We start from the raw sequence: 22,689 nt of genomic DNA, 5'->3' as shown, positions 1-22,689 counted from the left end.
TCGCTTGTGTCCAAGCGGGAAGCACGGCTACAGGCCGAGATTCAGCCGTTCCTGAAGCAGTACGGCCGTGTGTCGCGGCGGCGCTACGGCGGTGACCCGAACGACCGGCACTACGACCGGGCTTTCGAGGCGGAGCTCAAACGGCTCGACCCACGTGAATTGGATCGGCTGATGAACGGTACAGACGAAGACGGTTGCTGATCATCCTGTACGAACGACGAATGCCCGCCGCGGAAACGGCGGGCATTCGTGATTCTGCCGGGTCATTCTTTGACGAAGTTCGACCGTTTGGTGGCGGGGATGGTGAAGCGGCCCGACTTGATGGGGCCGGCGTCCGACTGCTTGCGAGCAGGCTTGCCCCGGCGCTCGCGGCGCGACATCGGCCGTTCGGCGGTTTCGGCATCGGCTGCTTGCGGCTGCGGGTTCACGGTGTGGTCAGACACGAGGTCCTCCTGGGGGAGTATGACCGACTCGCCGGATGACCGGTCGAGATCGGAGTGCCGCGTAGCGGCGGGAGATCGGCGTTCGGAGCCGGAAATGTGCGAAGGCTCAGCAGCGGTGCTGACAATTCGGCACAGGTGCGCTCTCTGTATTTCAGCGCTGAGGCGGCTCGGAAGTGCGGTGGCATCCACATGCCGTCCCAGTAACCATACGGCGTCACGCCGGGCATCTCCTTTCGGGCCCGGTATGCCCGATAGTGTGCCGGCATGACCTTGTTGTTTCTGGGACTGGCCATAGCGTTCGAGGTGACGGCCACGGTGTCGCTGAAGATCTCCGACGGATTCAGCAAACTGGTGCCGTCGATCATCGTGGTGATCGGCTACGCGTCGGCCTTCGTCTTCCTGTCGCAGGCGCTCAAGCGGGGAATGGCGATCGGGGTCGCGTACGGCATCTGGTCGGCCGTGGGCGTGGTGGCGGTGGCGACCATCGGCGCGCTGTTCCTGGATGAGCGACTGACCATGGTGCAGGTCGGCGGGATCGGGCTGGTGATCGTCGGGGTACTGGCACTGGAGCTCGGCGGGGCGCACTGAATCGTTTTCGGGCGCACTGAATCTCGTGTGGGTACCGGTTTCGGCACGCTCAATCCTGTACGCGCAGTGTGTATCCCGCATCCGCGAGCGCGGTGAGCACCTCGTCGCGATGCGCGGGCCCGCGGGTTTCCAGGGTCAGCAGTACTTCCACCTCGTCGATGGCGAGCCAGGTGTCGGTGCGCGAGTGGACCACATCGAGCACGCTCGCGCCGGTGCGTCCCAGCTCGGCGAGCAGTCCGCCGAGACTCCCCGGCCGATCGGAGAGGGTGACGCGAGCGGCGAGGTAGCGGCCCGCGGCGCTCAGGCCGTGCCCGATCACCCGGGTCAGCAGCAGCGGATCGATATTGCCGCCGGAGAGAATCGCGCATACCGGACCCTGCAGACCGAGTTCGTCCAGATCGCAGGCCATGAGCGCGGCCACCGCGGCCGCGCCCGCCGGTTCGACAATGAGTTTGGCGCGTTCCATACACAGCAGCAGCGCCCGCGACAGCGCATCCTCATCGACGGTCACAATGGTCGGCGCGCATTCGACAATGTGCCCGAACGGCACCTCGCCGGGCTGTCCCACGGCGATGCCGTCGGCCATGGTGATCATCTGCGCCAATCGAATCGGCTTCCCGGCCTCGAGCGATCCGGGCCACGCCGCCGCACCCGAGGCCTGCACGCCGATCACCCGCACCTGCGGCGCCAACTGCTGCAGCGCCCCCGCGACGCCCGCGAGCAGGCCGCCGCCACCGGTCGGCACAATGACCGTGCCGACGTCCGGCATCTGCTCGAGGATCTCCAGCGCCACCGTCCCCTGTCCGGCCACGATATCGGGGTGATCGAACGGATGGACCAGCGTCGCCCCGGTCTGCTCGGCGAATTCCCTTGCGGCGGTCAATGATTCGTCGATGGTGTCGCCGACCTGATACACCGTGGCCCCGTATGCCTTGGTGGCCACCAGTTTCGGCAGCGCCGCGCCGACCGGCATGAAGACGGTCGACTCGATGCCCAATGATGTTGCCGCCCAGGCGACCCCCTGGGCATGATTGCCCGCGCTGGCCGCCACGACGCCCAGCCGCCGTTCGGACTCCGGCAGATTGGCAATGCGGTTGTAGGCCCCGCGCGGTTTGAACGAGCCGGTCCGCTGCAGGTTCTCGCATTTGAGCCACACCTCGTGCCCGGTGCGCTCCGCCATGACCCGCGAGGCCACCATCGGGGTCCGGCGGATGACCGGTGCCAGCAGGTGTGCCGCCGCGTCGATCCGTGCGATCAGGTCCATGGCGCCATGCTGCCAGGCGTCAACCGAACTGTCTCGTCCCCGCCGCGCCGCGTCGCGCCACGCGTACGGACCCCGGCCCGGGCGGACAATCCCGGGCCGAGCCCGCCTCGCGAGCTATCTTCTGACCGATTGAGCATCTGCTCGATTTCGCGCTGACCTGCGCCGATGCCCCACTAGACCGCCGGGAGAGGGAAGCTGTGCCGAATGCAGTGAAGATCGTGACCGCACTCGCCGTTGCCGCCGCTGTGAGCATCGCCCCGGCCGCGGCCTCCCATGCCGCCGAGGTCCCGACCATCGGTAGCTGTTCCGGCGGCGACTTCCGCTGGACCGCCGTGGACGGCGCCATCGATATGACGCCCCGCGTGCTCACCTTCACCTCGGTCGGCAGGCTGTGGGATTGCCTCGGCGTTCCGGGCATCACCGGCGGCACCTTCACGGGAGTGCATGTGGCGGCCTCGGATTGCATGCATCCGGCGGACGGCCCGCTCACCGTCGACATCCTCTGGTCGGACGGTGAGACCAGCAAGCTGTGGGGCCCGTGGCCGGTCGGCATGATGCAGCCCACGATCGGCCCGATGGAGGTGGTCGGCGGTCTGGGGCAGGGCGGTCGCGTCCGCGTGGTCGCCGAATACGAGATGATGACCCCGACTATGGTCATGGGTTGCATGGGCCCGGGCGTTACCACCGGCCCGGGCCGATTGTCCGCCAGTATGTGGTGAAATCGGCGGCAACTTTTCCTGGTTGTGACACCACCGACCGAGAAAACCAACACGGGAAACCTAGCTTGGCAGTATGCCCCCACGTCGACGCTCCGCCCTGCTGGCCACCCTGGTGGTCGACCAACCGGGTCGACCGCAGATCATTCTCGGTGAATTGCGCCGGGTGATCCTGGACGGCGCTGCCCCGCCGGGCACCGTGATTCCGCTGCGTGAGATCGCGGAACTGTTCGGTGTGAGCCACATACCGGTCCGCGAGGCGCTCAAAATCCTGATCGGGGAGGGCCTGGTCACGCATGAGCAGCACGCCGGATACGCCGTCGCCCAGCTGACCGCCGCCGAACTGCGCGAAATGTATATCGTGCGGCAGACCCTGGAGGAGGCGGCGCTGAGCATGGCGGCGATCAACGCCTCCGCCGAGGACCGGGCCGCGCTGGTGGCGGCGAATGAATTGCTGGAGAAGGCAATTCACGAGGACGACCCGGTCGCCTACCATCGGCACTCCCGGGCCTTCCATCTCGCCCTGACCCGGCCGTCCCGGCTGTTCCGGCTCATTCACATGCTCGAGGCCGCCTGGAATGTCACCGAACCCATCCAGCCCATGGTGCATGTCTCGCACGCCGATCGGGAACGGCTGCACGGCGATCACAACCTCATGCTCGACGCGTTCCTGGATCGCGATGTGGATCGGCTGCTCGCCATCGCCCGCCGCCACCACCTGCGGCTCGAGCAGGTGATCTCCACGCTGCCCACCGATACCGGATTGCTGGTGGCCGCCGAAGATATATCGATACCGCAATAAGGGGGCAATGGAGGTGCAATGGCGGGGCAACGGCCCGTTCCTACCTTGAGCCCACCATTGCTCTTCGGATCGGATGCGCCATGACCGATATCGCCACACCCGTCACGGCGGACACACCTCCCACGGTGACCGCCCCAGTTTACGACCCCGCGCTCACCAATGAGGACCTGGCCCCGCTGCGCGAACAGCGTTGGGGCTCATACCATATCTTCGCCTTCTGGATGTCGGATGTGCACAGCGTCGGCGGCTACGTCACCGCGGGCAGCCTGTTCGCGCTCGGCCTGGCCGGCTGGCAGGTGCTCGCCGCCCTGCTGGTCGGCATCACCATCGTCTACTTCCTGTGCAATCTGGTGGCCGCGCCCAGTCAGCGCACCGGCGTGCCGTATCCGGTCATGTGCCGCAGCGCCTTCGGGGTGCGCGGGGCGAATATTCCGGCCATTATCCGAGGCCTGATCGCGGTGGCCTGGTACGGAATTCAGACCTACCTGGCCTCGGCGGCGCTGATTGTGGTCGCCGTCAAACTGTTCCCGAGCCTGGCGCCGTACGCGGTCGCCTCCGATTACGGCTTCCTCGGCCTGTCACTGCTGGGCTGGTGTGCCTATCTGGTGCTCTGGGTGGTGCAGGCGGCGGTGTTCTGGCAGGGCATGGAGTCCATTCGCCGGTTCATCGACTTCTGCGGTCCCGCAGTCTATGTCGTGATGTTCGCGCTCTGCGGCTACCTGATCTACAAGGCCGGCTGGGGTTCGATCAATCTGGAGCTCGGCTCGGTGAAGTACCACGGCTGGAATGCGCTGCCGGTCATTTTGGGCGCGATCGCCCTGGTGGTGTCGTACTTCTGCGGCCCCATGCTGAACTTCGGTGACTTCTCCCGCTACGCCAAGTCCATGCCCGCCGTGCGCCGCGGCAATCTGCTCGGACTGCCGGTCAACTTCCTGGCCTTCTCGCTGCTCGTGGTGATCACCGCCTCGCTGACCATTCCGGTCTACGGCAAGCTGATCACCGATCCGGTCGAGACGGTCTCGCGCATCGACTCCACCTTCGCGATCGTGCTGGGCGCCTTGACCTTCACCATCGCCACCGTCGGCATCAATATCGTGGCCAACTTCATCTCCCCGGCCTTCGACTTCTCCCATGTCAGCCCGCAGCGCATCAGCTGGCGTATGGGCGGCATGATCGCGGCGGTCGGCTCGGTGCTCATCACCCCGTGGAATCTCTACAACAACCCCGAGGTCATCCACTACACCCTGGAGACCCTGGGCGCGTTCATCGGCCCGCTGTTCGGTGTGCTGATCGCCGACTACTACCTGATCCGCAAGCGCACTATCGTGGTCGACGACCTGTTCACGCTGTCGCAGACCGGAAGTTACTGGTACCGAAAGGGATTCAACCCGGTCGCGGTGATCGCGACGGTGGTGGGCGCGGCCGCCGCGGTCTTCCCCGTGCTGGCCAAGGATGTGACGGGGATGTACACCGCGGCGCAGTACAGCTGGTTCATCGGCTGCGGCCTGGCCCTGGTCGTGTACTACGGCCTGGCGAAGAGCTCGCGGTTCGCGATGACCGTGACCCAGTAATCAGCGACCGGCGGTGTACGCCCGGTCGGCGAGCTCGATGACCTGAGCCAGCCACGGTGTGTACCCGCCGGGCGCCGCGGCGACCGCGGTGCGCAGTTCGCCGACGGTCACCCAGGCGATATCGTCGATCTCGGCCGGATTCGGTTTCGGATCCTGGCCGATCAGCCGCCCGATCAGCACATGATCGAATTCGTGCTCGACCCGCCCGGTCCGCCCGTCCGCCGCCTGATAGCTGAAGGTGCCGACCTCGGTCAGCGCGGCCGACACTCCCAGTTCCTCACCCAGCCGCACGGCGGCGGCCTCGGCCACCGCCTGCCCGGGTGCGGGATGCCCGCAGCAGGTATTGGTCCACAGTCGCGGGAAGCGGGTTTTCACCGCGGCCCGCTGCTGCAGCAGTACCCGCCCTGCCCCGTCGAACAGCAGCACCGAGAAGGCGCGGTGCAGTCGGCCGGGTGCGGTGTGGGCCGCCGCCACCGCCAGCGATCCGGCCGCGCGGCCCTGCTCGTCCACGAGCTCGACGAGCAGGGCTTCACGGTCGACTGCCGGTGTGGCGTCGGAAGTGTCGAGAGTGCCGGTCACCGGCCTACCTTATCGGCGGTAATCATCAGGTACTGGAAGCTGCCCTCCTTGTACGAGGTCAGGAAGGGCTTCTCCACACCGGTGGCCAGCTCGGAATGGGTGCGCAGTTCCCAGTACGGGATGGTCGCCGGGGTGAGGTCGGTGACCGCGACCGGCACCAGATTATTGGCGGCGAGCGCCTTGAAGTACTCGCTGCGCGGATGGATATTGCAGCCGTAGTGCGCGTCGATCCAGCTCACCGAGGCCGAGCGGGCACCGAACACATCATTGGAGCAACCGGTGATGCAGACATAGCGCCCGCCGGGCTCCAGCAGCCGGGAGAACTCGGCGAAGAGGTCGAAAAGGTCCACGTACATGGTGGTTTCATTGGTCCAGATGCCGCGCATGGACCCGGTCTCGAAACCGGTGTCGAGCATATTCTTGAAGTGGAACTGCACCTTGTCGGTGACGCCGCGCTCCTTGGCCTGGTCATTGGCGAAGCCGGCCTGGTACTCGGAGATGGTGACGCCGTCCATCCGGCAGCCGAAGCGCTGATTGGCCATGAAGCTGGTGCCACCGCGGCCGGAACCGCCGTCCATGAGCCGATCACCCGGGCGCACATCGCCGAGCTGGTCGAGCAGCACATCGGCCTGAGCGGTTTCGAGGCGGTGCAATTCCCGGACGAGGCGCTCCTGGCGAGTGTCCTCGGCGCCCTCCAGGACCGACAGGTCCGGCTCGCCGATGCCGTAGTGGTGGTGGTAGAGACCGTCCACCTCGCCGAGCACGGTGTTGACTCGATCATCGTTGGGGTTGTTGTTCCAGTAGGCGGCGACCGACTTCTGATAGTCGGTGTGCAGCACGCTCTCGGATTCGGGGCGGAACGTGGTCATGGCAGATCATCCTCTCGATCGCTGAATGAAGATGAGGAGCTGAAAAACCTTGGAGATCAATCGCTTTCGTTGTACCGCCGACTGTCGGCATGCCAGGCGCGATTGCCGCCCATCCAGGCCCACAGACCGCCCAGGAAGCGGCGCAGTTCGGCGGAACCGCCGGCGGCGAGCGCGCCCGCCTCGGCTTCGAAGCGGTGCACCAGTTCGTCGTGCACCTGTGCGGTGCGCTGCACGGCCTCTCGGCGTGAGCACTTCTCCTCGGCGGCGAGCACCGTCGGCAGGTTGAATTCCCTTCCGTTGGAAAGGTCTTCGCGTGCCATGGAGTACAGGTCGTTCACCATCTGACTGGCCAGTGCGGCCGTGGTCACCACCCGCCGGACCCGCGGATCGGTGTATTCCGCGGCAGGCAACTCGTAGCCGCCGACCGCGTCGATGGGTGCCATACACGGCAGGAAGCTGTGCGGCTGCCGGTTGAGCAGGTACTCCCAGACCGGCGGCATCCGCCCGGCCTCCCGCCAACCGGCCTCCGCGCACAGCGCGATGAACCAGCCGGCGATCTCCGTCCGCAGGCGGGCGACCTGGGTGGGCGAGGCGTACCGGGACAGATGTTCGAACGAAGTGCGGAAGGCGCGCAGAATCGGATCGCTCTGCATGGCCTTGTCGACCTGGGCCTGGTACTGGATCGGCAGATGCACCGGATCCATTGCGGCGGCGGCCAATTCGAGCCGGGGCCCGAGTTCGGCGGTGGCGGTCGAGTGACTGCCGTCCGGCGCGAGATCGCTGGCGTCCTCCTCGCAGTAGTAGTCGTCCACCGACCACTCCGAGACCGCGCATTTGGCCGCTGCCAGCAGCCGGTCCGCATCATCGCAGTCCGGATGCGCCAGCATGATCAAGCGCCCGAAATCAGCCTTGCGCAGATCGTCCAATCGGCCCTCGTACAGCCCGATCTCCTGTGCCCAGGCGATGATTCCGGTATTGACCGCCGCCGCGAGCGTGGGATCGTCCCGCACCGGTGGCGGACAGTACAGCGTCGGAATCGCCGACCCCGCCGACTGCGTCCGGATGGCGGACGCGGTGCCGATTCCGCTGGGGCCGTGCGATATCGGCCGTGTACGAGTGCGCACCGCATTGCTCTCGACGGGCGGAGCCACCCCCGCCGCCGTGGTGGCGGCGGGGGCGGCGAGCGGAGTGGACCTCGGTGTGGCGATATCCGAGGCGCTCGGCGCCGCGACTCCCGGAATGCTCGGCGCTGCCGCTCCGGAGGTACTCGGCGCCGCCGCTGCGGGTGCTTTCGTTCCCGGAGCGCGCGCCGAACCGCCTGGTCGGCGGAGCGGCGACAGAGCACCGAGTCCGCTGGGGCCGAGGGGGATTCGCCCCGCCGTAGTGCCGGCCGCCGCCGATGAGCTTGTGGCCGTCGGCGTGTTTTTTCCCACCGGCGCGCTGGTTCGCGCCGGTGAGCCGGCTCCCGTCGGCGGGCTGGTTGCGGCCCGTCCGGTGGCTTTCGGCGCCCCGGTCCGCGCCGGGGCAGGTGGTGCGGGCGCGAATCCTGCGGTATTCGCCCGGGGTATCGGGCGAAGCGGCTGCCCGGCACCGGGTTTCGGTGTCGCGGGCCGCAGGGCCGGTACCGCGCCACCGGCGGGTGTGCTCGGATGGGATGCCTGATCGGCGATTCCCGCGATCGCCTTGAGGGTGGGCAGATTCACCAGCAGGCTCGCGGACCCCAACCCCATGGGGCCGAGCAACCGTTTCGGCGAAAGATGCACCTCGGCGGCATCGGATTCGCCCGGTCGTGGATCATCGAGTGCGCCAACGGAATCCGGGCCCTCCGGAAGCACGAGGGTGGACGGCGCATTCGGGTCGAAGGACTTCAGCAGCGCGGCGACCGCCGCCGCCACCTCGTGGGTGGCGGGCGGCGCCGCGGCGCGTGAGAGCACCGACATGGCCGGCTCCGATCAGTCGGACTGACGGGCGATCGACACATTGTCGAGAATGCCGAGCGCATCGGGGACCAGGACGGCCGCCGAGTAGTAGCAGCTGACGAGGTAGGAGATGATCGACTGATCGTCGATCCCCTTGAATCGCACATTCAGGCTGGGTTCGTACTCGTCCGGAATTCCGGTCTGGTGCAGGCCGATGACGCCCTGATCCTTCTCGCCGGTGCGCATGGCGAGGATGGACGTGGTGGAGGTGTCGCTGACCGGGATCTTGCCGCACGGGAAGATCGGCACGCCGCGCCAGGCGGGCACGCGATGGCCGTCGACCTCCACCGGATCCGGGTAGAGACCGCGCTTGTTGCACTCGCGGGCGAATGCGGCGATCGCCTTCGGGTGTGCCAGAAAGAGTTTGGTGCTGCGCCGCATGCTGAGCAGCTCGTCCATATCGTCCGGGGTCGGCGGGCCGGACTCGGTGTAGATGCGCTGCTTGAGATCACAATTGTTGAGCAGCCCGAAGTCCGCATTGTTGACGAGGTCGTATTCGCGGCGCTCGTACATGGCTTCGATGGTCAGGCGCAGCTGCTGTTCGATCTGGTCCATCGGATCGTTGAACAGATCGGCGACGCGGGTGTGTACCCGCAATACGCTCTGGCCGAGGCTGAGTTCGTATTCGCGTGGCTGCGAGTCGTAGTCGACATAGGTGCCGTCGAGGATCGGCTCGCCGTGGTGGCCGGAGGAGACCACGATCTCGGCCTCACCGAATTTGTTCTGCGGCGCGGCAGGCACATTGGCCACCGCCGACAGATGCTCCTGCAGTGCCGGAATGTTGTCGCACAGCTGCAGCAGCGCCGGGCGGGTCAGCACCAGAACGGTGGTGGGCGTGACGGTTTTGATGGTTACCGGCCAGATGGCGTCCGGATCGATCAGCGTCTCGTCGCCGTAGAAGTCGCCGCCGGCGAGCATGCCGAGCTTGGTGGCCTCGCCGTATTCGCCGGTGCCGATCTTGCTGAGCTTGCCGTGCACGATCAGCAGCACCTGATCCATCGGATTGCCGAATTCGGCGACGACGGTGCCGGGCGGGAGGTCGCGCTGTTCGAAGCGTGCGGCGACGGTGGCGAGCACCTCCTCGTCCTCGAAGCCCCGCAGCTGCGGGAGCTCCTGCAGTTCGAGCGGGATGACCCGGGCGTTCGGGCCGTTGATGATGTATTCGACCTCGCCGTTGCCGACGGTGTGGGTGAGGCGCCGGTTGACTCGATACACACCGCCCTTGACCTGTGTCCACGGCAGATTGCGGGTCAGCCATCGGGAGCTGATGCCCTGCATCTGCGGTTCGGATTTGGTGGTGTGCGCCAGCTGGTGGGCGGCGGTGGTACTGAGGGTTTTCCGATGGCCGTTTTCAGTCTGAAGGGGCATTTCGATGGTCATGCTGCGGTCCTCACCTTCTAAGGGCCACCGCGTTGCACGAGCGGTGGAGTCCACGGCGATACGGCAGGTCCGAACACGGGCCTGCGGAGTTTTAGACATGATGAGTGAAAAGATAAGCGCGACAGTGCGTTCCAGCGATACCGATGGTAGATCGCGCAATCGTGCGAGCGCAGCGAAATGCATAAACATGATGTCTGGCGCATTGCTATCGCTGCCGTGTCGGAGCTTCGCGGCCTCGCAGCAACACCGTCGTAACTGTCCCTGGCGGGCATTGGACGAGCGTGCTGACCGGCCGAGTGTTGCGTCGGATGGGCCGATTCGCATATTCACAGAAATAGCTGAACCGACCGGGCTGTCCGTTTGCTTGAGCTGCCCGACGTGCTCGAGGTGCGGCGCTTCGTGCCCTTAGGTCACATGGGACTGGTCACAGCCGCCGCGCAGTAAGGTGGCCTTATGGCAAGCTCATCAGAACGCGTCGGGGCGGATGACGCAGGTCACGAGCAGGGTAGGTCTGGGAGCAAAGCCGTGAAATTCAATACGAAGTCCGTTGTGGGGCCGCTGGCGCGCCTCGTGGCAACCGCGCAGAACGGGCTCGAGGTGATCCGGTTCGGGGGACTGGTTCACGACATCGAATCCTCGCCGTACGAGATCGTCGAGCGTAAGCGCACCTACCGGTTGCGGCACTACTTCCCCGATGCCACTGCGGCATCCGCGGCGAGCGCCCCTTCGGACCGACCGGTCGCACTGCTGGTGCCCCCACTCATGGTCACCGCCGAGATCTGGGATGTGAACGGCTCGGACGGCGCGGTCGGCATTCTGCACGAGGGTGGAATCGACTGCTGGGTGGTCGATTTCGGCTCACCCACCACCGAGGAGGGCGGCTGGGACCGCGACCTCGCCGACCATGTGCTGGCCGTCAACAGCGCCATCGAGACCGTGAACGAATTGACCGGCCGCGGTGTGCATCTCATGGGCTACTCGCAGGGCGGCATGTTCGCCTATCAGACCGCGGCCTACCGTCTCGGCAAAGGCGTGGAGTCCATCGTCACCTTCGGCAGTCCCGTGGACGCGGTGGCGGGCATACCCTTCGGCATTCCCTACGGACTCGCGCAGGGCGCGGCCGATTTCCTCGCCGATCATGTGCTCAACCGGCTGCCGATCACCGATTCCATGGTGCGCCTGGGCTTTCAGGCCCTGGATCCGGTCAAAACCGTCAAGGCCCGGCTGGACTTCCTGCGCCAACTGCACGACCGGGAGGCCCTGCTGCCCCGGGAACGCCAGCGTCGCTTCCTCGAAGCCGACGGCTGGCTCGGTTATCCGGGGCCCGCGCTCACCGATCTGCTCACGCAGTTCATCAAGCACAATCGAATGATGCTGGGCGGTTTCGTCATTCGTGACCAGCCCATCTCGCTCGCCGATCTGAAATGCCCGATTCTGGCGGTCGTCGGCGAGGTCGACGATATCGGCCAGCCCGCCGCCGTCCGCGGTATCGTGCGTGCCGCGCCCAATGCCGACGTGTACGAATCCAGTGTGGTGGCAGGACATTTCGGGCTCGTCTCCGGTTCCACCGCGACCAAGCAGACCTGGCCGCAGGTGCGCGACTGGGTCAACTGGCTCAGCGGTCGCGGCGAACTGCCCGAGCAGATCCAGCCCATGAGCCACGAGGTGGCCCGCAAGGGTCCGACCACCGGACTCACCCGTGCGGTGCACGCCGTCGGCAGTCTGGCCGAGGCCGGCGCGGAGCTCGGCAAGGCCATCGAGGGCGTGGCCGGGCAGACGCTGCGCGGCACCGTCGAGCTTTCCGGTGAGGCGGCGCGTGCGCTGCCCCGGCTCACCCGCCTGGGCATGATCCAGCCGCACACCCGGGTTTCGCTGGGCCGCCTACTGTCCGAGCAGGCACGGCGCGGTCCCGCGCGGGAAGCGTTCCTGTTCGAGGACCGGGTGCATACGCATGCCGCGGTCAATCAGCGCATCGACAATGTGGTGCGCGGCCTCATCTCCGCCGGTGTACGCCCGGCCACGCGGGTGGGTGTGGTCATGGAGACCCGGCCCAGCGCCCTGGTCGCCATTGCCGCGCTCTCGCGGCTCGGCGCGGTGGCGGTGCTGCTCGCGCCCGGCAGCGAATTGTCCAAGATCGTCGAATTGACCGGCGCCAAACTGATTGTCGCGGATCCGGAGAATCTGGGCGCCGCGGCCGCTACCGGCCGCCGGGTCCTGGTGCTGGGCGGCGGCGATGCCCGCGGCCTGGATATTCCGCAGGACTGCGTGGTCACCGATCTGGAGCAGATCGATCCGGCGCAGGTCACGGTGCCGTCCTGGTACCAGCCGAATCCGGGCTTGGCGCGCGAGCTGGCCTTCATTCTGGTCACCGGCACCGGCGACCGCTTCGATATCAAGTACGTGACCAACCACCGCTGGGCGCTGTCCGCGTTCGGCACCGCCTCCGCCGCCGATCTGGGCCGCGAGGACACGGTGTACTGCCTTGCGCCGCTGCACCATTCGTCCGGTTTACTGGTGAGTCTGGGTGGCGCGGTGGCCGGTGGCAGCCGCATCGCACTGGCCCGCTCGCTCGATCCCGCACAGTTCGCGGCCGAGGTGCACCGCTACGGCGTCACCGTGGTCACCTACACCTGGACCATGCTGCGCGACATTCTCGACGCCGACACCTTCCCCAACGGCCATCCGCATCCGATCCGCCTGTTCATCGGTTCCGGTATGCCGGCCGGGTTGTGGCGGCGGGCGCAGGACCGGTTCGCTCCGGCGCGGGTGCTCGAGTTCTACGCCTCCATCGAGGGGGATGTGGTGCTGGCCAATGTGTCCGGCGCGAAGATCGGCAGCAAGGGCCGACCGGTGCCCGGTACCGCCAAGGTCGAACTCATCGCCTACGACCCGCTCGCCGATGAGATCCTCGTCGAGGACTCGGGTTTTGCCCGCCGCTGCGCCGATAACGAGGTGGGCCTGCTGATCGGCACCGTCTCCGATACGGTCGACCTTTCGGCGGGCGGCCTGCGCGGCGTCTTCACCCCCGGTGACGCCTGGATGCCCACGGAGAACCTTTTCCGCCGGGACAGCGACGGCGACTACTGGCTGATGGACCGCAGCGACACGGTGATTCGCACTACGCGCGGCCCCGTCTATACCCAGCCGATCGTCGATGCCCTGAACGACATCACCGCCGTGGACCTGGAAGTCGCCTACGGACTCCCCGCAGGCAACCGCACCCTGGCCGTCGCCGCCATCAGCATTCGGGAAGGCCACCGCCTGAGCCCGAAGGACGCCACGGAGGCCGTCAGCCACCTGGCCCCCGACCAGCGCCCAGACCTCATCTATGTGGTCGACGATATTCCTCGCAGCTCCACCTACCGCCCTTCCACCCGAGCTGTCCAGGCTGCGGGCCGCCCGCAGCCCGGCGACCGAACCTGGTGGCACAACCGCGAATCCGATACCTACGAAATCCTCACCCAGGACGTCGCGGACCGCCTGTTCGCCTAGTTCGAACCGCTGAGCCCGCACAGCCGAAAGTAGAAACCGCCTTTGCCGACAATTCGGTAGAGGCGGTTTCTACTTCCAGCTTCCAGACTTTGCGGTCGGTACGATCGGTGAGGTGAACCCCCTCGCAGCGCGCGTGTTGTCCACTGTCGCCGGTCAGCTCGGCAATCCTCACGGATTGCTCGGGAAGGGGGCCGCGGTGCTGCTCAATCGCACCAATCGGTTTCTGATCGATGAGGCGGTGCGGGCGGCGGCGCCCGGGGTAGGGGAGACCGTCGCTGATATCGGGTTCGGCGGAGGTGTGGGGATTTCGCTGCTGCTCGAGCAGGTGGGCCCGACGGGGAATGTGCACGGAATCGAGATCTCGCCGGACATGTTGACGCGGGCCAGGTCCGGTTTCTCGACCCAGATCGCGGCCGGACGGTTGCAGGTGGACGAAGGCTCACTGACCGCCCTCCCACTCGATGACGCAAGCCTGGACGCCGCAATCACCGTCAACACCATCTACTTCGTCCCCGAACTCGACCAGGTCTGCGCAGAATTCGCCCGAGTCCTCCGCCCGCAGGGCAAAGCCGTAATCGGCATAGGCGACCCGGAAGCAATGTCCCGAATGCCCTTCACCCAGTACGGTTTCCACCTCCGCCCGGTCAAAGAAGTAATCGCCGCCCTGGAAGCCTCCGGCCTAACAGTCGAAGACCGCCCCCTAGCCCACAAACCCATCCCAGGCCACCTCCTAATCGCGCGCCCCAAGAACTAGTCCCCGAACCACATTCGCGCCCTTCATCTTTGGCTCTCGATCCTTGTCTTTCCGTTTCTTGTTCTCGAGAACGGGACCACAGCCGGTCGACCGAGCTGGTACCGCAGGTCCGCTCCTGACTGCGGAAGGTAAACCGGGTACCCCTCCCCACGTGCCCAGCACGGCCATCTCGGGCTTTGCCCGCACCCCCGTGCTGACCAACCCTGCCCGGGACGCAAGAAACCCAGGTGCACCGACCGTTTCGGCATAGAAACCGTCGGCCACCGGGGATCGAACAGCGGGTGTCTCAGCGGCACAACGGTTATCGGGTCTGTGCCGTGCGGATACCTGCTGTGCGGTCGAGGAGAAGGGTTGTGTAGTGCCCGCTTCAGGGGTTTCGAGGCCGAGATGAGGCCGGTGCACCTGGGTTGCTTGTATCGAGAGGCGGTGGTGGGTCTCTGGGTGCGGGCAGGGCCCGAGATGGCCGTGCTGGTGACGTCGGGCGGGGTACCCGATTTACCTTCCGCGGTCACGAGGGAATCTGCGGTACCAGCCGGAAGACCGGCTGTGGTCCGGTTTCCGAGACAAACACGAAAAGACGAAGAGCGAAAAGAAGAAGATGCCTGGAACACAGGGATCGAAGATCAAGAACCCGAAAGGCCAAGTCGGGCAACGGCCTGCAGCAGGGCGGGATCGGCCTGACTGTGAGGGAGTTGGGCGGGAAGCCCTTTTGTCGCGGCCGAGGTGTCATGGTTCGGGTTCCGAGGGCGAGCCGGTCTCGAAATACCCTGATAGGCAACGACCTGTAGCACCGACAGGATCAACCTGTCGGTGACACCAGGGGCGGGAAACCTATTGTCGCGGTGGCGGTGGGGCAGCCCGGCGCAGCACCCGGTACCGCACCGGGGACAACCCCCAGGCACGACACACCCGGCCAGGCCGCAGCGACGGCGGAGCCTCAGCCATCAACTCGGCCGGGTGATGCAGGTGATTGACCTGCGGAGTACCCGTCGGGTCCACATGCGCAGGGGCGATCCAGGCGGTACGGCCCGGGAAGTCCGAATCCGCACCGAGTTTGATCGTCTTCCACCCGCGCGGGCCGTCCTTGACCAGGGCGTGGCAGTGATCGCAGGCCAGGGTCAGGTTCTCGATATCGGTGCGCCCGCCCTTGCAGAACTCGGTCACATGATGCACCGCCGCCATACTCGCCGGAGCCGAGCAACCGGGGCGGGTGCACCCGCGTTCGGTGGCGATCAACGCCAACCGTTGTGCCGGGTTCGCCAGGCGGGCTTCGCCCAGGTGCAGGGGCATGCCGTCCTTGTTCTTCACCAACACGAACGTCTTCGAGCGGCGGGCCACCAACTTCAACGCCTCGGGAACCGGCACCGTGCCACCGGTCGCGGTGGTAGCCACCCCGGCCACGCGTTCCACGTCCTCGATGCTCATCGTAAGGATCGTCGAGACCGGCAGGCCGCGATGCGAGCCGAGCTTGGCCGGATTGAAATCCGGGTGCAGCACCGCCAGCAACGCATCATGCTGGCGTTGCACCTTCGAACGCTCGTCGCGGGCGGCGCACGCCTCCAGCACGTCCCGGGGTATCGGGTTGTCCTCGTCCTCGGCCCACGGGCTTTCCTTGTCCGCAGGGTTGCACATGCCCGGACGCGCGAGCTTCGCCATGACCGCATCGAAGGCCCCACGCGCATCAGGGGTGAGCTCGACGGTGAGGGTGGACATCAGGTCGTAGCGTTGCGGACTCGCACTCGCACTCCGCAAGCGTTGGCGGTCATCGTCATCGGTGAGTTTGCCGTCCGGGTCGAGGTAACCCAGGATCCGCTCCCCGATCCGAGGCAGATGCGTCGGATCCAACGCGCGGGCCTGCCGGGCCAGTTCTTCTTCCGCGTACGCGCGAGCTTCGGCGGGGACTTTGCTGGGCAGCCGGTTCATGACCTGCCGGATCACCCGCACATGGTCGAGGGAGATCGCCCCGTCATCGAGGGCCTGGGCCGAACACGGCAGGACGGGGGCCGGGTCGGGTTCGTCACCGACGCGGTGCCACACGGCGAGGTCTTCGGCGGTGCGCCACCGGTTGATCGCGTCCCCGTGCGAGATGTGCAGCACCGCTTGCAAATACAGGGCCGGGCTCCCGGAACCGTTCTTGGTGGGCAGGGACCGGGCGCACGCTTGCACGATCAGGTCTCGTTGCACGGATGCCAACCGTCGGGTGCTGGTTTCGATCTGCTGCATCAACGCGACAATGTCGGTGTCGGGCAACGGAATCAACGACAGGGTGGTGAGGGAATCGACCGCCGCGACCAGTGCTTGCGCACTGGTCGTGATTGCGGTTTCTTCCCTTGATTCCATGCCTCTATTCTACTCCGGGGAAACAGACCCGGAAAGGCGAATTCCGTTGTGATATAAGGCTATTCAGAATATCCGGGTTTTATCTTTCGTCTCTTCTTGTTTTGCTTCTTCTTGTCCAGGCGTCTTTGTCTTTGTTCTTATCCCTCAGACAGTGAAGCTGGTTACGCCTTCGACGACACGCGCAATCTGCTCTTCCGTCAGCCCAGGCCAAAGCGGCAGGCGCACAATGGTTCCGGAGAATTCAGCACTGCGCACGCATGGTGTGGGCGTGCGGCCGAGCTTGAGTCCGGCCGGGCTGGAATCCAGCGGAATGTAATGGAATGGAGCTGAGATGCCCTGGGCGCCCAGGTGTTTGATGAGGTCATCGCGGCGCGCTTCGGTGGGTACACGCAGGTAGTACAGATGTGCGGTGTGATCGCGGTCGTCGGGCACCGTCATCAGATGGACATCGTTGCGACCCGCCCACTCCGGAAGAGCGGCGGCGTACGAATCCCACACCCGGTGCCGATTGGCTTGAATGGTGTCGAACTCCGTCAACTGCGCATCCAGCACCGCCGCATTGAGCTCACTCGGCAGATAACTCGACCCGATGTCCTGCCACGAATACTTGTCCACCGCGCCCCGCAGGAACCGCGCCCGATCGGTCCCCTTCTCGCGCACGATTTCCGCACGCGCCATGAGGATTTCATCGGTGAGCAAAAGCGCCCCACCCTCACCGCAGTGCACATTCTTCGTATCGTGGAAACTCAGTGCGCCCACGGTGCCGATGGTTCCCAGCGGCCGGCCGCGCCAATGCCCGCCCAGTCCGTGCGCATTGTCTTCGATGAGCGCGACGCCGTGTGCGTCCGCGAGCTGTTGCAGCCCTTCCATATCCGCCGCCACACCGCCGTAGTGAATGATCACCACGGCCTTGGTGCGCGGGGTGATGGCCGCGGCCACCGACTCCGGGTCCAGGTTGCCGGTCGCGAGATCGATATCGGCGAAAACGACTGTCGCCCCGCGCAATGCCATGGACGTCGCCGTGGAGGTGAAGGCGAAGCTCGGGACGATCACCTCGTCGTCGGGCCCGAGTTCCAGTAGCAGCCCCGCCATTTCGAGCGCGTGCGTGCACGAGGTGGTCAGCAGCGCATACGGCGCGGAGGTGATGTCGCGCAGCTTCGCGGTGGCCGCCGCGGTGAACGGGCCGTCGCCGTGGCTGTGATCGGAGGACAGCACGGCCTCCACATTCGCCAATTCGCGCGTGGCGCGGAACGGACGGCTGAAGATGATGCGGTCAGTGCTCACCCGGGTCGATCCCCCTCGTTCCTGCGTTGCTGTACTGGAAATTTTGCGCCGAAACCGATTGCGCCGGGCGCGGCGTCGGCGAATCTACCGTCAAATACAGCGGTTTGCCCACGAGCACGTGTAGCGCCACACCGAGATACTCGGCGATCAGGCCGAGTGAGAACAGCAGCGCGCCGGACACCAGCAGCAGCACCGTCATGAGCGAGGCCCAGCCCTGCGGATCGTCGCCGCTGTCGGTGAGCGCGTGATAGACCACCCACGCTGCCATCACACCGCCCGCGAGCGCCAGCGTCACGCCCAGCATGCTCACCAGTCGCAGCCCGCGAGTTCCGCTGCACAGCACCATTTTCCAGAACAGCGAGAACAACCGCCGGTAGTTGTACCCGGACTCCTCGCGGCCCTCGGCGCGCAATTGCACCGGCACCTGCGCCACATCGCTCACCACCCAGGTGAGCGCCACATCCAGATACACGCCGTTCGACGCCACCTGCGCCAGCTGCCGCGCGATATCGCCGCGAATCAGCCGATAGCTCTCGAACCGGGTGGAATCGGGGAAGGCGAACAACGTCGCCAGCACGATTTTCGCACCCCGCGAGGTGATATTGCGCAGGAAGCCGTGCGGCCGGGTATTGACCGGTTTGGAGTACACCAGATCGGCGCGCTCCCGCATCGCCGCGTCCAGGAATTCACCGATGAACGCCGGATCGTGCTGTCCGTCCTCGTCCATGGTGACGGTCCAGTCGCCGCCCGCGGCCGCCATGCCCGCGATGGTCGCCGCGTCCTGCCCGAAATTACGGCTCATCCACACCACGCGCACCTGCGGGTAGGACTGCTCGAGTTCCTGCAGCACCACATCGGAGCGATCCGGGCCGTGATCGTGCACCAGGATGATTTCGTCCACCTGAAACTTCGCACCGGCGGGCGTGGTCACCGTGCCGCTCAATTTGTCGAGTTCGGTGACGAGTGCCGCAATGGTGTCCTCGCCGCGGTACACCGGTACGACCACGGACACGGCATGCACCCGCGCTTGTCCCGGAGGACCGGCGGTGACGCTCGTATCGGTACGGGGCCGAGGGGCGTGTGCGGGGGGAATCGGCATCAGCTGAATCGACTTTCGATGACGGTGCGCGCCGGTACTTCACGCCGAACGACAGAGCCCGAGCCGCGCTGAACTCTAACACGGTGCAGGTAGCAGCTTTCGGGGCAGCGGATGATCACCACAACATCATTGCCGCACAGCCTGATGCCAGCCAACGCGACGCCCTGTAGGGTCTGGAACTCGTGGTGGAAAGTGCATTTTCGACGGTGGCGGAGACCACCGGACCCGAGCCCGAGGAGCGCTCGGCCAGGCGCGAGGTGTACCGCTGGGGCTTCGTCACCGCGATCGGTGTGACGCTCGGATACATAGCGGTGCTGCTCGCCAATGCCCGCCACTTCTACACCGATGACACCGAATCCCAATACAGCGGACTATGGGTGTTCTTCGGTCGCGCCTTCCGCAACGGCGACTTCCCGCTGCTGCGTCCGGAGCAGTGGATGTCCGGCAACTACACCAATGAGGAGGCGGGGCTTTTCAACCCGCCGCAGCTGCTGATCGATCTGATCGCGCCCTCGGTGCCGAACCTCGCGGTCTACGCGACCATCGTCAAGGTGATCTTCGCGATCATCGCCGGACTCGGCGTGTACCGGGTGTGCCTGGCCTACGACAGTCGCCCGCAGTGGGCGGCTGTGGCGGGCGTCGCTTTCCCGTTCACCGGCTTCTTCCTGTTCTTCGACGAGGCCAGCTGGTTCACCGCTATGACGGGCACCGCGTGGATGATTCACGCGTGGGCCTCCTCGGTCCGCTATGCGCGCGGCAAGAGCGGGCCCATCCCGGTCTTCGTCTTCCTGTACCTGGCCATCTCGGTGCAGTACGTGTTCCCTGCGGTCGAATCGGCCATCATGCTGGTCGCCGTCGCGGTCGGTGAACTGGTGTGGCGCGGCCGCGCATCCTGGATGCCGCTCGCCCGCCTGACCGCGGCCGCCGCCTGCGCGGGCGCGGCGGGTCTGATCACCTTCCTGCCCAGCATGCTGTCGGCCCAGGTGAGCTGGCGCGGCAATTCGCAGATCAATAACGACCAGTTCCTGACGGTGCCGTGGTCGGAATCGCTGAATGCCAGCCTGCCGAGCACGCTGCCGGCGTTCAACTCCTGGTGGGGTTATGTCCAGCCGCTGCCCATGGTCTACATCGCCTGGTTCCTGATTCCGGCGCTGGCCTTCGTGGATTGGCATGTGGCCCGCGCGCACTGGAAGCAGTTCACCTCGCTTGCGCTGTTCGCGATCATCATGCTCATGTGGACCGCCGGGCCCGGAACCATCGGACCGCTGCGCTGGCCCGCCCGCGTGCTGCCCATGCTGGCACTGGGATTGCTGGTGCTGGTGTGCGTCCTGCTCGGCCGGTTCGGCACCGTGCGCGGCTGGCGTAATCGCGGCATCGCGGCGGGTGTGCTGATCCTGGCGCTGTGGGTGCGCACCTTCTCCGCCGATCCGCACGATGTGCTGTGGCATGTGCTCTCGGCGGTCGTGGTGGCGCTGCTCGGCGCGGCCGTGGTGTGGCTGGCCCGCACCCGGGGCGTCTCGGCCGCGGTGGCGCTGACCATTGTCGCCATGTTCCCGATTGCCTACTTCCAGGTGCTGGGCGTGCAGCCCACACCCATGTCGTGGAACCTGCCCGCGAACCGGGAGGAGGCCAAGGCCGCATTCCCGAAGTTCCAGGGCGGCACCACACTTCAGCTCGGTGATCGCGGACTGCTGCAGCCCGCGGACAAGAGCCTCGACGGTGCGTACGGGTCGCTGGTGTGGGGCAACTACGCCAAGGATCTGGAGCAGAACTACGTCAACGGCTATACGCCCAACGGCTACTTCTACTTCGGCGAAATGCTCTGCATGATCTGGGACGGCGGCGTCTGCCCCGACTCGTACCGCCGCATGTTCACTCCCGAGCCGACCACCGGCCGCACCCTCGCCGATCTCATGCTGATCGACCGAATGGTGTTGCAGAAGGCCATGTTCCCCGATGCCGGCAATCAGCCCGCGCCGGACGGCTGGCATTTTGTCGACGCACCCGGGCACGAGAAGTACATCTGGGTCCTGGAACGCGACAACGGCTTGATCTCCACCGTCAACGGGCGTATCGGTGATGCCCGCAATGTGGACGCGACCTCGATATCGGAGACCGACGCCACCAGCAAGGTGCGTGTCTCGTCGCCGACCGGCGGGCGGATCGTCTTCGCCCGGCTCGGCTGGCCGGGCTACCGGGTCACCCTGAACGGTAAGAGCATCCCGTTCACCACTGTCGCGAAGTCCTTTGTTGCCGTGGACATCCCGGCGGGGACCTCCAATGCCGAACTCGAACTGACCTGGCGTCCGCCGGGCTGGAAGATCGGAATCGGTGCGGCCGCCGTGGGTCTCGTGGGCCTCGGCGTCCTGGAATGGCTCTACCTCCGCACGCGTCGCCGCGGTGACGACGGCGGTGAGGACACCGACCTGCCGGAGCTGGTTGATCCGGACCCGAAACGCGAACTCGTAGACTCGATTTCGTGACCACCACCGACGGCTCGATAACCGCCTCCGGAACCGCCGTGCCCGACGGGCCGGACGGGCCGGACGGGGGTGCAGGGCACGGCCGGGGCCTCGGGCCGGACGGCAGGGCGACTTCGCCGAACGGCAGGGCGACTTCGCCGGACGACAGGGCGACTTCGCCGGACGACAGGGTGACCTCGCCGGACGGCAGGGTGACCTCGCCGGACGGCAGGGCGACTTCGCCGGACGGCGCTGTAACGAGGCCGGCTGGCGCTGTGACGGGCCCGGTCCTCGATGTGACTCCGGCGGGCACCGAAATCGATTCGGGGCAGCCCGCTGTGGGTGAGCCGGACAGTGCTCCGGCCGGGCCGCTGCTGCGCCTGGTGCGCCGGCAAGAGGTCGCCTTCGCCCTGGTCGGCGGGCTGAACACGCTCATGGGCATGGTGCTCACCATCGTCTGGCTGACGGTCCTCGAGGGCGTCGTCTCCAAGGATGTCGCCGCGGCGCTCTCGGTGGCGCTGGCCTATGCCGTCGGCATGGTGGTGGCCTTCGTCATGCATCGCACCCTCGTCTTCCGGGTGCGCGGGCACCTCATGCGGGACTTCGTGGCCTTCGTCGGCGTGAACCTGGTCGGCATGGTGCTGAATATGGCCCTGCTGCAATTCGCCGTCTCGGTACTGCACACGCCGAGCAAGCCCGCCGCCGTCGTGGTCATGGGCCTGGTCGCCTTCGGCAGTTTCTTCGGCCATCGGCACATTTCGTTCCGCCGCAGCCCCCACGATGCGGAGCCCACCCCGGCGGACCGGTAGGTTGTCGATCATGTCGGAGGAAACCCTGGACGCCACCCTGCTCACCCTGCTCGCCTGCCCCCAGGACAAGGGCCCCCTGCAGCTGGTCCGCGACGACCAGGGCGCGCCCGTCCTCTACAACCCCCGCCTGCACCGCGCCTACCCGATCGACAACGGCATCCCCGTCCTCCTCGCCGACGAGGCCCGCGACGTCAGCGACGAAGAACACCTCACCTTCATCGCCCAGGGCTGAGCCTCCACTCAGCCCGGCCGAGCCGC

At 66.3% G+C, this 22,689-nt stretch carries 19 protein-coding genes; 10 read left to right on the top strand and 9 right to left on the bottom strand.

Going from position 1 to position 22,689, the window contains the following annotated elements:
• Window positions 1–6: 6 nt before the first annotated feature.
• A complete protein-coding gene (locus OG326_RS31530) occupies window positions 7–201 on the top strand; it encodes a hypothetical protein (RefSeq protein ID WP_327140773.1) in 195 nt (64 codons plus the stop codon).
• 62 nt (window positions 202–263) lie between these two features.
• Here OG326_RS31530 and OG326_RS31525 read toward each other — a convergent pair whose 3' ends face one another.
• Entirely contained in the window at window positions 264–443 is a 180-nt protein-coding gene (locus OG326_RS31525) for a hypothetical protein (RefSeq protein WP_327140772.1), read from the bottom strand.
• Between the two features lie 264 nt (window positions 444–707).
• On the opposite strand from OG326_RS31525, the gene OG326_RS31520 reads away from it, so the two are divergent.
• Entirely contained in the window at window positions 708–1,031 is a 324-nt protein-coding gene (locus OG326_RS31520) for a DMT family transporter (RefSeq protein ID WP_327140771.1), read from the top strand.
• 49 nt (window positions 1,032–1,080) lie between these two features.
• Here OG326_RS31520 and ilvA read toward each other — a convergent pair whose 3' ends face one another.
• Window positions 1,081–2,295, bottom strand: coding sequence for a threonine ammonia-lyase (gene ilvA, locus OG326_RS31515; protein ID WP_327140770.1), 1,215 nt, complete (start codon window positions 2,293–2,295; stop codon window positions 1,081–1,083).
• 197 nt (window positions 2,296–2,492) lie between these two features.
• Here ilvA and OG326_RS31510 point away from each other — a divergent pair, with 197 nt between their 5' ends.
• The 3 genes from OG326_RS31510 to OG326_RS31500 all read left to right on the top strand — a co-directional run bounded on the left by OG326_RS31510 (window position 2,493) and on the right by OG326_RS31500 (window position 5,384).
• Window positions 2,493–3,014: a hypothetical protein gene (locus tag OG326_RS31510; protein ID WP_327140769.1), complete on the top strand. Its 522-nt coding sequence runs from the start codon at window positions 2,493–2,495 to the stop codon at window positions 3,012–3,014.
• A gap of 73 nt (window positions 3,015–3,087) precedes the next feature.
• Window positions 3,088–3,813 carry a GntR family transcriptional regulator gene (locus OG326_RS31505; protein ID WP_327140768.1) on the top strand — a complete coding sequence of 242 codons (726 nt, stop codon included), beginning with the start codon at window positions 3,088–3,090 and terminating at the stop codon, window positions 3,811–3,813.
• Between the two features lie 80 nt (window positions 3,814–3,893).
• Window positions 3,894–5,384: an NCS1 family nucleobase:cation symporter-1 gene (locus tag OG326_RS31500; RefSeq protein WP_327140767.1), complete on the top strand. Its 1,491-nt coding sequence runs from the start codon at window positions 3,894–3,896 to the stop codon at window positions 5,382–5,384.
• Here OG326_RS31500 and idi read toward each other — a convergent pair whose 3' ends face one another.
• The 4 genes from idi to OG326_RS31480 are packed head-to-tail and all read right to left on the bottom strand — an operon-like array spanning window position 5,385 to window position 10,191.
• On the bottom strand, window positions 5,385–5,963 hold the full coding sequence (gene idi / locus OG326_RS31495; RefSeq protein ID WP_327140766.1) for an isopentenyl-diphosphate Delta-isomerase: 579 nt from the start codon (window positions 5,961–5,963) through the stop codon (window positions 5,385–5,387). It lies immediately after the preceding gene.
• On the bottom strand, window positions 5,960–6,832 hold the full coding sequence (locus OG326_RS31490; RefSeq protein WP_327140765.1) for a geranyl diphosphate 2-C-methyltransferase: 873 nt from the start codon (window positions 6,830–6,832) through the stop codon (window positions 5,960–5,962). Before OG326_RS31490 ends, idi begins: the two co-directional genes overlap by 4 nt.
• 56 nt (window positions 6,833–6,888) lie before the next feature.
• Window positions 6,889–8,772 carry a family 2 encapsulin nanocompartment cargo protein terpene cyclase gene (locus OG326_RS31485; RefSeq protein WP_327140764.1) on the bottom strand — a complete coding sequence of 628 codons (1,884 nt, stop codon included), beginning with the start codon at window positions 8,770–8,772 and terminating at the stop codon, window positions 6,889–6,891.
• Between the two features lie 12 nt (window positions 8,773–8,784).
• Window positions 8,785–10,191: a family 2B encapsulin nanocompartment shell protein gene (locus tag OG326_RS31480; protein ID WP_327140763.1), complete on the bottom strand. Its 1,407-nt coding sequence runs from the start codon at window positions 10,189–10,191 to the stop codon at window positions 8,785–8,787.
• A gap of 525 nt (window positions 10,192–10,716) precedes the next feature.
• Between OG326_RS31480 and OG326_RS31475 the strand changes: the two genes are divergently transcribed.
• Window positions 10,717–13,683, top strand: a complete 2,967-nt coding sequence (locus OG326_RS31475) for an AMP-binding protein (RefSeq protein WP_327140762.1) — start codon at window positions 10,717–10,719, stop codon at window positions 13,681–13,683.
• 112 nt (window positions 13,684–13,795) lie between these two features.
• A complete protein-coding gene (locus tag OG326_RS31470) occupies window positions 13,796–14,437 on the top strand; it encodes a class I SAM-dependent methyltransferase (RefSeq protein WP_327140761.1) in 642 nt (213 codons plus the stop codon).
• Window positions 14,438–15,268: 831 nt separating this feature from the next.
• Here OG326_RS31470 and OG326_RS31465 read toward each other — a convergent pair.
• The 3 genes from OG326_RS31465 to OG326_RS31455 all read right to left on the bottom strand — a co-directional run bounded on the left by OG326_RS31465 (window position 15,269) and on the right by OG326_RS31455 (window position 19,082).
• On the bottom strand, window positions 15,269–16,777 hold the full coding sequence (locus OG326_RS31465; RefSeq protein ID WP_327140760.1) for an HNH endonuclease signature motif containing protein: 1,509 nt from the start codon (window positions 16,775–16,777) through the stop codon (window positions 15,269–15,271).
• 144 nt (window positions 16,778–16,921) lie between these two features.
• Window positions 16,922–18,061 (bottom strand): dTDP-4-amino-4,6-dideoxygalactose transaminase, encoded by a 1,140-nt coding sequence (gene rffA / locus OG326_RS31460; RefSeq protein WP_327140759.1) that lies wholly within the window; start codon window positions 18,059–18,061, stop codon window positions 16,922–16,924.
• On the bottom strand, window positions 18,051–19,082 hold the full coding sequence (locus OG326_RS31455; RefSeq protein ID WP_327146632.1) for a glycosyltransferase: 1,032 nt from the start codon (window positions 19,080–19,082) through the stop codon (window positions 18,051–18,053). Before OG326_RS31455 ends, rffA begins: the two co-directional genes overlap by 11 nt.
• 335 nt (window positions 19,083–19,417) lie before the next feature.
• Between OG326_RS31455 and OG326_RS31450 the strand changes: the two genes are divergently transcribed.
• The 3 genes from OG326_RS31450 to OG326_RS31440 all read left to right on the top strand — a co-directional run bounded on the left by OG326_RS31450 (window position 19,418) and on the right by OG326_RS31440 (window position 22,663).
• Window positions 19,418–21,643, top strand: a complete 2,226-nt coding sequence (locus OG326_RS31450; RefSeq protein ID WP_327146631.1) for a hypothetical protein — start codon at window positions 19,418–19,420, stop codon at window positions 21,641–21,643.
• 254 nt (window positions 21,644–21,897) lie between these two features.
• A complete protein-coding gene (locus OG326_RS31445; protein ID WP_327140758.1) occupies window positions 21,898–22,431 on the top strand; it encodes a GtrA family protein in 534 nt (177 codons plus the stop codon).
• A 10-nt stretch (window positions 22,432–22,441) separates the two neighbouring features.
• Window positions 22,442–22,663, top strand: coding sequence for a Trm112 family protein (locus OG326_RS31440; RefSeq protein ID WP_327140757.1), 222 nt, complete (start codon window positions 22,442–22,444; stop codon window positions 22,661–22,663).
• The last annotated feature ends 26 nt before the right edge of the window (window positions 22,664–22,689 follow it).

It is taken from the genome of Nocardia sp. NBC_01327, from assembly GCF_035958815.1.
Taxonomy (GTDB): domain Bacteria; phylum Actinomycetota; class Actinomycetes; order Mycobacteriales; family Mycobacteriaceae; genus Nocardia.
Note: the sequence above shows the minus strand (reverse complement) of the source record. Positions and strands in the feature narration are given on the sequence as shown.